Raw genomic sequence first — 12,683 nt, forward strand, 5'->3', positions numbered from 1 at the left:
CAATCCTCTCCCCGGCGACGGGAAAAGGGTCCTACCTCAGGGCCACGCCTTCTAAATACGCAACGGCTTGTGAGAGAGGATCTGCCTGCTTGGTTGACGGGTGTCCGCGGCCATGATGGCCGTGGCAAGCCCCCAGGGATGGGTTTACGACGTCCCGGCAAGCAAGCAGGAAGATCCGCGTCCCGCTCGGTGTTAGATGACATCATTCTGGCTCCTACCTTCCCTTGAACTCCGGATCACGTTTTTCGATAAACGCATTGACCGCCTCCAGCTGGTCCTCGGTGTTGTGACAAATCCCCTGAAACAGGGCGCAGCTATCGAGAAAGTCGGGCAGCTCCTGACGCTGTGCCAGCTTCATCAGGCGCTTGGTATAGCGCAGCGCTTGGGGTGGTTTGGCGGCGAAGCTCGCCGCCAGCTGCCGCGCCCTGGGCAGCAATGCCTCTGGCGGTTCCACCGCCAGCAGGATGCCCATCTCCAACGCCTCTTGGGCATCGATCACCCGGCCGCTGAAGGTGAGTTCCGCTGCCCGCTGATAGCCGATCAAGCGTTGCAGGAACCAGGCGCCGCCGTCACCCGGGATGATGCCCAGGTTGACAAAGGTCTCGCCCATCCTGGCGTTGTCCGAGGCGATACGGATATCGCACATACAGGCGAGGTCGAAACCGGCCCCGATGGCCGCGCCGTTGATGGCGGCAATCAGCGGTACCTCCGCCTTGTGCAGTGCCAGCGGGATGCGCTGGATGCCCTCGCGGTATTTCTGCTGCACGCTGTGCACGTCGCCGCCGAAATCGCCGCGGCGGTTCTGCATATCCTTGATATTGCCGCCGGCCGAGAAGGCGCGCCCGGCCCCGGTGAGAATCAGCGCCGAGATCTCCGGGGTACGGTTGATCCAATGAATGGTGGTTTCGATATCATCGATCAGGGCGGTGCCGGTCAGGGCGTTGCGCACGTCATCGCGGTTCAGGGTCAGTGTGGCGACCCGCTCCTGCAGCTGCAGCTGCGCATCGACCAGTTTCGGGATACCGCTCATGCAGCCTCCTGTAGTGGTTTGAGGATGATGCGCGCATCCAGCACACAGTAATCCGCCGCCCGCGCCAGCACCGGATTAAGATCCAGCTCGCTGAGCTCCGGATGGTTCACGCACAAGTCCGATACCGCCAGCATCAGCGAGACCAGCGCCTGCCGGTCGATCGGCTCACCGCCGCGAATGCCGTCGAGCACCTTGCTGCCACGGATCTCCTGCAGCATCTCCAGGGCATCGGCCCGGCGCAACGGCAGGGTGCGGAACACCACGTCCTTCAGCACCTCGACAAACACCCCGCCGAGACCGAACATCATTACCGGGCCGTACTGCGGATCCCGGGTGACACCGATGATCACCTCCACCCCGGGGGCCGCCATCGGCGTCAGCAGCACCCCCTCGATGCGGGCATCCGGCCGGTAGCGCAGGGCGTTGGCCAGGATCTCGTGATAGGCCCGAGGAAAATCCTCCGCGGCCAAGTTGAGGCGGACACCCCCGGCATCGCTCTTGTGCAGGATGTCCCGGGAGACCAGCTTCATGACATAGCGCCGCTCCGGCGCAACCGCGTCGAGGGAACCGAATCCGTGCTCGTCCCGGATCAGCCAGGGCCGCACCACCTCCGCCCCATAGGCGGCAAGCGCCTCCAGGGCCTCGTACTCATAGAGGCTGCCGCGGCCACTGTGCAGCACCTTGTAGATCATCTCCGAGACCGCTACCGAGGGATCGCCCTGCCCCCGCCGGTCCGGGCTGGAGAGGCGCTTCTGCGCCTCGCTGTAGTCGACCACGGCAGCCAGGCAGCGGGTGGCTTCGTCGATGGAGCTGAACAGCGGGATAGCGCCGCGCTCCAGGTAGCGTAGCGGTTCGGTCTTCAACGGCCGGTAGAGACTCTGCAACAGCAACGGCTTGTCGAACCGGTTCGGCAGCCGGGCCAGACGCTCGGCGCACTGCTGCTCATCCTCGGCCAACGCCTCGGAGAAACGCAGGGCATAGCCGCCGAACAGGCCGACGATCAACAGGGCGTCGATCCCGTCGTCGCCCAGCAACACCTCGGCACAGTCGGCGAACAGTTGCGGATGGTTGTCGGTGCCGCCGGCCACATCCACCGGGTTGTTGTAGGCGGCGGCCGGCGGCAGCAGACTCTTCAGGCGCTCCCGGGTCGGCTCGGCCAGGCGCGGCACCGAGAGACCGAGCTGATGCAGGGCATCCGCGGCAATGGTGGCGTGTCCCCCGCCATCGGCCAGGATGGCGACCCGCTTGCCCTTGAGCGGCAGCCGTTCGGCGATCGCCGCCAGGGTGGTGGCCATCGGCAGGATCTCGTCGGCACGCTCCGCCAGCACCACCCCGGCCTGGCGCATCACCCCTTTGGCCAGCGCATAGCTGCCGGCCAGGGCGCCGGTGTGGGAGCGCGCAGCCTGCTGGCCGACCGCGCTGCGCCCGGATTTGTAGATCACCAGCGGCTTCTCCAGGCAGACCCGGGCGGCGGCCTGCAGGAAAGCCCGGCCCTGTTTCAGCCCCTCCACATAGCCGACGATCACCCGGGTATCGGGGTCGGCGGCAAAGTAGTCCAGGTATTCGTGGAACTGCACGTCGGCCTCGTTGCCCACCCCGACGTAGGTGGAGAAGCCCAGCGCGGCGTGTTGCCCACCCTCGGTCACCAGCGACAGCGCCATGTTGCCGGACTGGGAGAGCAGGCCGACGGAGCCGGCCTGCAGATCGCGATAGCCCACCAGGTTGGCGCCACAGTGGGTGTTGAACATGCCCGAGGTGTTGGGGCCGATAATGCGCAGCCCGCTCTCGCGCGCCGCCCGCACCATCTCCTGCTCCAGCGCCTGGCCCGTCTCCCCGGTCTCGGAGAAGCCAGTGGCCAGCACCACCGCGCCGCGGATGCCCTTGCTGCCGCAGCGGCGGATCAGCTCCGGCAGAGTGTGGGCGGCGGTGCAGATCAGGGCCAGGTCCGGGGCCTCCGGCAACTCTTCCACCGTGGCGTAGCAGGTCAGCCCCAGCACCTCGGTCTCGTGCGGATGGATCGGGTAGATGGCCCCCTGAAACTGGCTCTGTTGCAGGTAGCGGATCGCCAGATTGCCCCGCTTCCCCGGATCACGGGAGGCACCCACTACGGCAATCGAGCGGGGGGCGAGAATCCGTTGCAACTGGTTGTTCATGGACCGCTCCATTTCAATGTCCCTCGAAACGGGGGGTGCGTTTGTCGCGGAACGCATCCACCCCCTCCTGCCAGTCCCGGGTGGTGGCGCAGAAGGTCATGCCCTCCAGCTCCGCCTGCAGCGCGGCCTCGAAGCCCTGCTCCGCCGCGCCATTGAGCTGGCGCTTGGCCAGCTGCATGGAGAGTGGCGCGCCACGCGCCAGCTGCTGGCAGAAGGCCCGCACCTGCGCATCGAACGCGTCGTCCTCGAAGCAGCGGTTGGCCAGGCCGATGCGCAACGCCTCGGCGCCGTCGATCTTCTCCCCCAGGAACACCAGCTCACGTGCCTTGGCCAGCCCGACCAGGCGCGGCAGGGTGTGGGTCACGCCGCCGCCGAGGAAGGTGCCGATGGTGATCTCCGGCAGGCCGATGCGGGCGGAGGCCTTCATCAGGATGAAGTCAGAGGCGATGGCCATCTCGGCGCCGGCCCCCAGGGCGTAGCCGTTGACCGCCGCCACCACCGGCTTGGCGGCCTCGCGGATGGCCCGGCACACCTGCTGCTCGGCGTTCAGGTACTGACGGCGCTGATAGGGGCTGCGGGTGGCCGCGCCGTGGGCCTTCATGTCGGCCCCGACACAGAAGGCGCGCCCCGCGCCGGTGAGCAGGATCACGCGGATCTCCGGCATCTGTTCCAGCCGCTGCAACTGCTGCAGCAGCTCGGCATAGAGCGCCTCGTTGACCGCGTTCAGCCGTTCGGGACGGTTGAGGCGCAGCTCGCCGATGCCGTCGTCACAGGTCACTATCAAATTTTCGGGCAGGTTTTCGGGTGGTCTGTTCATATCTCGAATTGCATCTTGCCAATCAGTTTTTCATAACGCATGAGTGAATCCAGCGCCTTGTCGCCGAGGCGTCGCGCCAGCAGCGAGAGCAGCACCTCGACCAGCACCAGGGAGGCACTCATACTGTTGCTGAAGAACGAGCCGGTGGTGGGCGAGATCAGGGTGTAGCGGGCCGTGGCCACCAGCGGCGAGGCGTGGTTGTCGGTGATGGTCACCACCTCGATCCCCTGCTCGCGGGCGATCCGCGAGGCGCTGACCGTACTGCGGGTATAGGGGGCACAGCCGATGGTGAACAGCAGGTCTCCCGGCTCCAGCTGCGCCAGCCCATGGACAATACCGTGCTCGGCAATGCTCAGCACCGAGACATTGTTGCGGATCAGGCCCAGGCCGTAGGAGAGGTAGTTGGCGATCGGATAGGATTGGCGCAGCCCGTGGGTGCGGATGCGCGGGGAGCGGATCAGCAGCTCCACCACCCCGTCCAGGGTTTCGGTCTTCAGGTTATCCAGCATGCTGGCGATATTGTGGGTCTCCTCGTTGGCGATCTGGGTCGCCAGATGTAGCCCCTCGTGCCGGCTCTGCTCCTGCTGAAACAGCTGCCCCGCCCGGCGGCTGTAGAAATTTTCCGTACCGGCGGTGTAGTCGCGGAACACCTTCTGCAGCTCGGCAAAGCCCTTGTAGCCGAGGGATTTGGCCAGCCGGGTCAGGGTGGACGGATTGACATCGAAGGTCTTCGCCAGGTGCGAGATGGAGGAGATGGCCGACTGTTTGGGGTAGGTGATCATCCCGTCCAGCACATCCAGCGCCCGCTTGCCGACCTTCAGCTCGGCGGTGCCCGACTTCAGGTCGGCCAACAGTCTGGAGAGCTGCTCAAGGGATCGCGGCCCGTTTACACTCTCCATGTCAGTGGCGTCTTGTCGCTGCCTGTCCATAATCTCAGGGGTGTCCGGCATCGGATAGGGTGTGAAGTGCCAGAAAGAATAGGCAGCGGCCGGGATAAATGCAATTTTTTTTTGCTTTTATGATCTATTTACGCAAATTTTATGTGCTTTATTGCAGAACCGCAGGCCTGTCCCTCTCGATGGGTCGGGGTAACCCGACCCGCCAAATCGTAGGGGCAGGCCCCCGTGCCTGCCTGGTTCACGGACGCCCGGGAAGGGCGGGCGACCACGGGGGGTTGCCCCTACGCCGGGTCCGCACCCTGGCCGGTTCCGTCTTCTATCCCACTCGCGAACCTGCGCGGCAGGCCGGCTTAACGATCGACAGCAACCCCGTTTCAACCCGGTGGTATATAGTCCCGATATTGGCCCGGATTCGTATCCGCGCTCCATCCAACACAGCAGGCGAGAAACGGCATGAATATCCAGCGGGCAAGAGAGCTGATACAGGTGCAGCTGCAGTTCGGCAGCGGCTACAACCGCCATGCGGTACGCATGATCCTGGGCGAGGTACAGCGTAGCCATGGCCGACCGGCGGTGGATGGACTGATCCGGGAGTTGGCGCTGGAAGAGCACTTCGGGCTCAAGCCCGGCAGCGATTTCAGTGGGGTCGGAATCTAAAATAATGTGGCCATCGCGGCTACGCCGCCAATCGGCCCGAGGGCGGGCCTCCTACAGGACGGGCCGCTCACCGGGCGGGTTATTCACCGGCAGGAGCGGCGCCCTCGCCACGATGTTCGATCCGGCGAATACGAATGGAGCAGCGGTGTAACAGGAAGGCGGCGCCGAAAGCCAGCAGGCCACCGAATTCGACAGCGAATACCAGTACCAGCTGCCAGGGATCGATCAGCAACGCACCCAGGGTGGAGCCACCCAACCACAACAACAGCCCGAACAGCGCGCTGCGTTTCAGCGAGCGGCGGTAGTTGGAGCGGAACCGCTGGCCGCAGTTAACGCACTGGAACTCGGGCCGGCGGGCCAGCCAGGATTCGATCCGTTGTCCGCAGGCCGGGCAGTGAAAACGGTTGATATCCATGGCGAACCGGAGAACTGATCCGCGCGATCAGATGCTCCACCCTTTGCGCGGCCGCGCCGCGCGACAGGCCAGGGTGAGCGCCCAGAACTCGCCGAAGTCGTTCACCACCACATCCGGCTTGTGCGGATGCTGCGGGGTACCGGGAAAAATCTTGTCCAGCCACTGCTGATCCCACTGGGCGCCATTGAAAAACACGCTGGTGACCCCGGCCCGCTTGGCGGCGATGGTGTCGGTGGTGCTGTCGCCGATATACCAGATCTCCGGCCCCGGCAGCAGGTGGAGATTATCCAGCGCCTTGAGTATCGGCTCGGCATGGGGCTTGCGTAGCGCCGTGTCATCCCCGCATACCGTGGTGTCGAACAGTTCGGTCCAGCCGGTCCCCTCCACAGCCGCCAGCTCGTGCTCGAAGAACTCGCGGTCGCGGTTGGTCAGCACCCCCAGTTGCATATCCAGGGCACGCAGCCCCACCAGCATATCCTTGACCCCGGGCTCGAACGGATAGACCGCACCGAAGTGATTGCGGTAGTGGCGGTTGAAGGCGGCATGGGCGATCTGCTTGGCCTCCTCGTCACCGCCGAACAGCACCTCGAAGATGTCGGTGCGGGAGATCTTGCGGTCGGCCTTGATCTTGGGATGCAGCTGATGATAGTCGCGCACGTGCTCCACCAGCCTGGCGTCCTCCGGGGTCTTGCTATGGGCGGGATTCACCAGGCGCTCCGAAAGCCCCAGCGCGTCCAGCTCCGGCAGCATGTCATCCACCGCGTGATACATGGCATCCAGTGTGTCCACCAGGGTGGCGTGCCAATCGAACAGCAACAGCACCGGGGCGGTGAGATCGACCACCGCCGGGTGCCAGTCCGGTTCGATGCGCGGCGGCGGCTGGCGGCGTGGCGGCAGCCGTTCCGGCCGGGTCTCCCAGATGGCAGCCCGCTCCGGGGTCATGTTCTTCGGCTCCAGTTTGTAGAGCAGATCCAGCAGCGAATCCAGGTCATCCACCACCGCATCCGGTTTGTGCGGATGCTGCTCGGTACAGGGGAAGATCCGTTCCAGCCAGTCCCAGTCCCACATTGCGCCGTTGTAGAAGATACTGGTGATGCCCGCCTCCTTGGCGGCGATGGTGTCGGTGCGGCTGTCCCCCAGGTACCAGACGTCCGGGCCCGGCTCGGCTTTCAGGTTGGCCACCGCCTTGAGCAACACATCCGGGGCCGGCTTGTGGTGGGCCACCTCATCACCGCACACGGTGGTGTCGAACAGCTGCACCCAGCTACCCCCCTCCAGGCCGCGCATCTCCTGCCCGAGGAATTCCCGACTGCGGTTGGTCGGCACCCCCAACCGGATGCCCAGCCGGCGCAGCAACAACAGCCGCTCGCGCATCTTCGGCTCGAACGGCTTCACTTCGCCGAAGTGATCCCGGTAGCACTCGTTGAACGCCTTGTGGGCGATGGCGATCGCCTCCGGGTTGGGGCCGAACAGGGCGTCGAAGATATCGGTACGGGAGACCCGGTGCTCGGCACGGATCTTCGGGTGCAGGCGGCGGAAGATGCGCACGAAACGCACCAGCTTGATGTCGTCCTGGGTTTTGCTCAGCTCCTCCGGGGCCAGGCGGCCTAGCAGCCCCAGCTCTTCAAACTGCGGCAGCAGGTCATCGATGGCCCGATACATGGCATCCAGCGAATCCACCAGCGTGGCATGCCAGTCGAGCAGCAGGGTCTTGGGTGGGGTGAGTGTCCGTACAGTGGAATCGATTCGATAACTCAACGGGTCCAGCTCCTCTCATCAGCGCTATAGCCGGGGATCTATTGCCACTCGGTTGAAACGCCTCATCGCATTATGAAGCAGCCGTGAGTATTACACAGGGGAGCGGATGGCGTGAAGGCCGTCCCATCCCGGGCGGTCGCCAACCGCGCCCACCACGGCACAGGTTGAAGTCTGCGGGGGGTGCGGCTATTCTTCCCGGCTTGAGCTATCTGCCAAGGCCGATCCCTACTTCACCTATCCATTGGAAAAATAATGAAAAAGTTTCTACTCGCCAGTCTGGCACTGACGCTGACCATGGCCCTGCTGGGCTGCGACGATGGTTCTCAGATCCCCAAGCCCGAACCCGGCAAACAGAGCGGCCAGGCGACGACCGAGGTAGACATCGCCCAGGACAAATACAAGCTGCTCAAGGCGCCGCTGCCGAGCGCCGAACTGGGTGCCACGGAACCCTATGTGGTGGAATTCTTCTGGTTCGGCTGTCCCCATTGCTACAGCCTGGAACCGCTGGTCAAGGCGTTCCGGCAGAACAACCAGGACATCCAGTTCATCACCATCCCGGCGGCGCCGAATCAGCGCTGGGAGATCGAGGCGCGAATCTATTACGCCATGGAGACCCTGGGGATCCGGGACTCCCACTACGACCGGGTGTTCCAGCTCTACGCCGACATGCGCAACGAAAAGCGCTATCCCACACTGGATGAGGTGGCTGCCCTGTTCGGGGACAAAGGCGTAACCAAAGAGGCGTTGGAACAGGCGATGGGCAGTGCGGCGGTGTCGACCCTGATCGAACGCTCCAAGCGCCTGTTCGACCAGGCGGAGTTGACCGGCGTCCCCTCACTGATCGTCAACGGCAAGTATCAGCTCGACTTCGCCAAGCTGGATGGCGAAGCGTTCGCCGAGGATTTCATGCAGACCATCCGGGCGCTCGGCGACAAATAGTGGAACCGGTATCGGGGTTGCCGCCAGCGCCCCGATACCGGCAGTAGCTATCTCTCAATCGGATTCCCGGTTGGCTTCGCCGCTGTTGCGACCGACGGGGATGAAACTCATCACGGCGTGGGCGGTAAAACTGATCAGCACAAGCGCCAGTGCCAGCCAGGCAAACGCTCCCACCTGCGGCTTCAACAGCACGTACCCGGCGTCGAACAGCAGCACACTGGCCAGCGCCGCGATAACCGCACCCGGCAAGGTCAGCACCCGGTCGAACCGACCCAACAGCGTCGCCGCCAGCGCCGCGCCGACACCGATGATGATGCCGTAGACGATGTGATACATGATCGAGGCGAACCAGGCACCACCCGATCCCACCTCGCCGGCCAGCGCGGCCCAGCCCGGCAGCAGCCGCTGGATAACCGGTCCGGCCAGTACCGCAACCAGCAGCGCCGTGGCAAATATCTTCAGGGTTTGAAAGCTGTTCATAGGATCTCCGACTTTGTACAAGCGGCCAATTATAGTCGTCGGCGACCGGCAGAAAATTGATCCCGGGCAAGGGGGCAGAGCCTTCCGCGTGGGCACAAAAAGCGTGCCCGCCCTACCAAGCTTATTCCTGTAGCGGCTTACTGCTCCAGATCCCGGCGTTTCTGCTCGAACTCCTGCTGGTCGATCTCGCCCCGGGCGTAGCGCTCCTGGAGAATCTCCAGGGCCGATTTCCCCTTCCCGGACGCGCCGCCGTTACCGGCGACGAAGGACTTGACCAGCCACACCACCCCGACGATCACCAGCAGCCAGAACAGCCACATGAAGATGCCGCCGAAGCCCATGCCATAACCGTTGCCCATCATAAAATACTCCTCGTTAATCAACCAGATGTCTCAGCCTGAGCGCATTGCCGATCACCGAGACCGAACTCAGGCTCATGGCGGCGGCCGCGATCATCGGCGACAGCAGCAGGCCAAACAGGGGGTACAGCACCCCGGCGGCCACCGGCACGCCGAGCGAGTTATAGACGAAGGCGAAAAACAGGTTCTGGCGGATGTTGCGCATGGTGGCCCGGCTCAGCCGCCGGGCGCGCACGATACCGCGCAGGTCGCCCTTCACCAGGGTCACCCCGGCGCTCTCCATCGCCACATCGGTCCCCGTGCCCATGGCGATGCCGACATGGGCCTGGGCCAGGGCCGGGGCATCGTTGATACCGTCACCGGCCATCGCCACGGTGTGGCCCTCCGCCTGCAGCTTCTTGACTATCGCCGCCTTCTGATCCGGCAACACCTCCGCCTCCACCCGGTCGATACCGAGTTGTTCCGCCACCGATGCCGCCGTGGTGCGGTTGTCACCGGTCAACATCACCACGGTTACCCCCTCGGCATGCAGGTCGCGGATCGCCTGGGGCGTGGAGGCCTTGATCGGGTCGGCGACGCCGATCAGACCGGCCGCCTGCCCTTCGATGGCGACCAACATCACGGTCTGCCCCTGGGCCCGCCCCGCCTCCGCCTCGCCCGGCAGCGTCCCGGGATCGATCGACAAGGCTTCAAACAGTTTGAGATTGCCCAGCGCCACCGCCTTGCCATCGATAAAGCCGGTGACCCCGCGCCCGGTAATGGAGTCGAACCGTTCGGTGGCAGCCAGCGTCACTCCCCGCTCCTCGGCGCCGCGCACGATCGCCTCGGCCAGCGGATGTTCACTGCCCCGCTCCAGGCTGGCGGCCAGCCGCAGGAGCTGCTGTTCGTCAAAGGGCGCGCGCGCCTGCACCGAGACCAGCCGCGGCCGCCCCTCGGTGAGGGTACCGGTCTTGTCCACCACCAGGGTGTCCACCCGCTCCATGATCTCCAGCGCCTCGGCGTTCTTGATCAGCACGCCCAGGGTCGCCCCCTTGCCGGTGCCCACCATGATCGACATCGGAGTCGCCAGGCCCAGCGCACAGGGGCAGGCGATGATCAGCACCGCCACGGCATTGATCATGGCGTGGGCCAGGCGCGGCTCCGGTCCGTACAGGCCCCAGACAATCATGGTCACCACGGCGATCAGCACCACCACCGGGACGAAATAACCGGCCACGATATCGGCCAGTTTCTGGATCGGCGCCCGCGAGCGCTGGGCCTCGCTAACCATGCGCACGATCTGCGCCAGCAGGGTGTCCGACCCGACCCTCTCGGCCCGCATCAACAGGCTGCCGGTACCGTTCAGCGTGGCCCCGATCAGCGGCTCGCCCGGCTGCTTCTCCACCGGTATCGGCTCGCCGGTGACCATCGCCTCGTCCACCGCGCTGTGTCCCTCGGTCACCACGCCGTCCACCGGCACCTTGTCACCCGGGCGGATGCGCAGGATGTCTCCCGGCACTACCCGATCCAGTGTGATATCCTCCTCGGCACCGTCCGCGCGCACGATACGGGCGGTATTGGGGGCAAGGCCGAGCAACAGCCGGATCGCCGCGTTGGTCTGGCTGCGTGCGCGCAGTTCCAGCACCTGGCCCAGCAGGACCAGGGCGGTGATCACGGCGGCGGCCTCGAAGTAAACCGGCACGCTGCCGTCGGCATGCCGCATGTTGAGCGGGAACAGCCCGGGCAACAGCAGCGCCACCACGCTGTAGAACCAGGCCACCGACACGCCCAGGCCGATCAGGGTGAACATATTGAGGTTCCAGCTCACCACGGACTGCCAGCCACGGATCAGCAGCGGCTTGCCGCCCCACAGCACCACCGGGGTGGCGAGGATAAACTCGACCCACTGGACCCCGCGTATCGACACCCCGGCCGGCAGCCAGCTGGGCGCCAGGTCGGCAATCATCGCCAGCAGGAACAGCGGCAACGACAGCAACGCGCCGACCCGGAAGCGGCGGCTCATGTCGATCAGCTCTTCGTTCCGCTCCTCGGGCGCCACGGTGCGCGGCTCCAGCGCCATACCGCACTTGGGGCAGCTGCCCGGGTGGTCCTGGACGATCTCGGGGTGCATGGGACAGGTGTATTCGGTACGCGCGATCGCCACCGGGGTGATGGGCTCCAGCGCCATGCCGCACTTGGGGCAGCTGCCCGGGTGGTCCTGGACAATCTCGGGGTGCATGGGGCAGGTGTAGGTGGAGCCGGCCGCCGCGGCAGGTGGCGTGACATCGGATTGCTGCTCCCCCGGTTCCAGGTAGGCAGCCGGATCGGCGGTGAACTTTTCTACGCAGTGGGCGCTGCAGAAGTGGTATTCGATCCCTTCAAAGCGATAACGATGCTCGGCGGGTTGCGACACCCGCATACCACAGACCGGATCAACAGATTGCAACCGCTCCTCGGATTCCAGCTGGTCTGTCATTACCATCTCCTTGCATCGTCAGTCGGGATCAAGGCCATGATCCTGAAATCATTCATCACCAGTCCCCGCCAAGAGCCCGCGCAAGAATAATTCCGTAATACCGAGGGCGTGCGTTGCCAACAAGCGTAATGCTGCCAGCGGGGTCCAGGGGCGACCGAATACCGGGACTTATTCTTGCGCGGGTCCTAAGCCGGGCATACCTGCCCGGCCGCAGCAACAACCGCTCAGCCGGTCAGGGTACCGCCCAGCTGTTCACGCACCCGCAGCAGCCGGGAACGCACCTCGTCCGCCAGTTCCTCGACCCCCTCCCCCTGCACCAGGCCCAACACCGCCCGAGGGTCCATGAAGGCGACACAGACCGAGCCGTCCGGCTCCTCGCGAATCACCACATTGCAGGGCAGCAACAGCCCGATATCGGGATCGGCCTCCAGCGCCTGGTGGGCCAGAGGCGGATTACAGGCGCCAAGGATCCGGTAGGGCGCCCTATCCACACCCAGCTTGTTCTTCAGGGTGGCCTGGACATCGATCTCCGTGAGTATTCCGAACCCTTCGACCTTTAGCGCCTCGGTCAACTGCTGTTCGATCTCCTCCAGATTGCCTGTCAGATGAGTTGAAAATCCGTACATGGTGCTGCTCCTCAGTATGTTGTTGTGAGTTGTATCTCGAAAAGGCCCTGATTGAATCATCCCGGCACGGGGCCAACACGGAAAAGGGAAAACAC

At 64.7% G+C, this 12,683-nt stretch carries 12 protein-coding genes; 2 read left to right on the top strand and 10 right to left on the bottom strand.

Translation table 11 applies throughout. The annotated features are described in order from the left end of the window. Nucleotides 1-214: 214 nt before the first annotated feature. The 4 genes from O9K64_RS06010 to O9K64_RS06025 are packed head-to-tail and all read right to left on the bottom strand — an operon-like array spanning nt 215 to nt 4,929. The gene (locus O9K64_RS06010) at nt 215-1,030 is read right to left on the bottom strand and encodes an enoyl-CoA hydratase-related protein (protein WP_275097168.1); all 816 of its coding nucleotides are present in this window, start codon (nt 1,028-1,030) and stop codon (nt 215-217) included. Beyond that, nucleotides 1,027-3,183 (bottom strand): acetate--CoA ligase family protein, encoded by a 2,157-nt coding sequence (locus tag O9K64_RS06015; RefSeq protein WP_275097169.1) that lies wholly within the window; start codon nt 3,181-3,183, stop codon nt 1,027-1,029. The genes O9K64_RS06010 and O9K64_RS06015 overlap by 4 nt, the downstream gene beginning before the upstream one ends. A 13-nt stretch (nt 3,184-3,196) precedes the next feature. After that, complete coding sequence (locus O9K64_RS06020; protein ID WP_275097170.1) at nt 3,197-4,000, bottom strand: enoyl-CoA hydratase/isomerase family protein; 804 nt, start codon at nt 3,998-4,000, stop codon at nt 3,197-3,199. Beyond that, complete coding sequence (locus tag O9K64_RS06025) at nt 3,997-4,929, bottom strand: MurR/RpiR family transcriptional regulator (protein WP_275097171.1); 933 nt, start codon at nt 4,927-4,929, stop codon at nt 3,997-3,999. The genes O9K64_RS06020 and O9K64_RS06025 overlap by 4 nt, the downstream gene beginning before the upstream one ends. A 423-nt stretch (nt 4,930-5,352) precedes the next feature. Here O9K64_RS06025 and O9K64_RS06030 point away from each other — a divergent pair, with 423 nt between their 5' ends. Beyond that, entirely contained in the window at nt 5,353-5,556 is a 204-nt protein-coding gene (locus tag O9K64_RS06030; RefSeq protein WP_275097172.1) for a hypothetical protein, read from the top strand. A 79-nt stretch (nt 5,557-5,635) separates the two neighbouring features. Here O9K64_RS06030 and O9K64_RS06035 read toward each other — a convergent pair whose 3' ends face one another. Further along, a complete protein-coding gene (locus O9K64_RS06035; RefSeq protein ID WP_275097173.1) occupies nt 5,636-5,971 on the bottom strand; it encodes a hypothetical protein in 336 nt (111 codons plus the stop codon). Between the two features lie 27 nt (nt 5,972-5,998). Further along, nucleotides 5,999-7,729 (bottom strand): HAD family hydrolase, encoded by a 1,731-nt coding sequence (locus O9K64_RS06040; protein ID WP_275097174.1) that lies wholly within the window; start codon nt 7,727-7,729, stop codon nt 5,999-6,001. Nucleotides 7,730-7,981: 252 nt separating this feature from the next. On the opposite strand from O9K64_RS06040, the gene O9K64_RS06045 reads away from it, so the two are divergent. Then, a complete protein-coding gene (locus O9K64_RS06045; RefSeq protein WP_275097175.1) occupies nt 7,982-8,668 on the top strand; it encodes a thiol:disulfide interchange protein DsbA/DsbL in 687 nt (228 codons plus the stop codon). A 54-nt stretch (nt 8,669-8,722) separates the two neighbouring features. Here O9K64_RS06045 and O9K64_RS06050 read toward each other — a convergent pair whose 3' ends face one another. The 4 genes from O9K64_RS06050 to O9K64_RS06065 all read right to left on the bottom strand — a co-directional run bounded on the left by O9K64_RS06050 (nt 8,723) and on the right by O9K64_RS06065 (nt 12,588). After that, nucleotides 8,723-9,148: a hypothetical protein gene (locus O9K64_RS06050; RefSeq protein WP_275097176.1), complete on the bottom strand. Its 426-nt coding sequence runs from the start codon at nt 9,146-9,148 to the stop codon at nt 8,723-8,725. Between the two features lie 137 nt (nt 9,149-9,285). Further along, entirely contained in the window at nt 9,286-9,510 is a 225-nt protein-coding gene (locus O9K64_RS06055; RefSeq protein WP_275097177.1) for an SHOCT domain-containing protein, read from the bottom strand. A gap of 13 nt (nt 9,511-9,523) precedes the next feature. Further along, nucleotides 9,524-11,962, bottom strand: a complete 2,439-nt coding sequence (locus O9K64_RS06060; protein ID WP_275097178.1) for a heavy metal translocating P-type ATPase — start codon at nt 11,960-11,962, stop codon at nt 9,524-9,526. Between the two features lie 224 nt (nt 11,963-12,186). Then, entirely contained in the window at nt 12,187-12,588 is a 402-nt protein-coding gene (locus O9K64_RS06065; RefSeq protein WP_275097179.1) for a DUF302 domain-containing protein, read from the bottom strand. Nucleotides 12,589-12,683 lie beyond the last annotated feature (95 nt).

It is taken from the genome of Sedimenticola hydrogenitrophicus (assembly GCF_029017505.1).
In the GTDB taxonomy this organism is placed as follows: Bacteria; Pseudomonadota; Gammaproteobacteria; order Chromatiales; family Chromatiaceae; genus Sedimenticola; species Sedimenticola hydrogenitrophicus_A.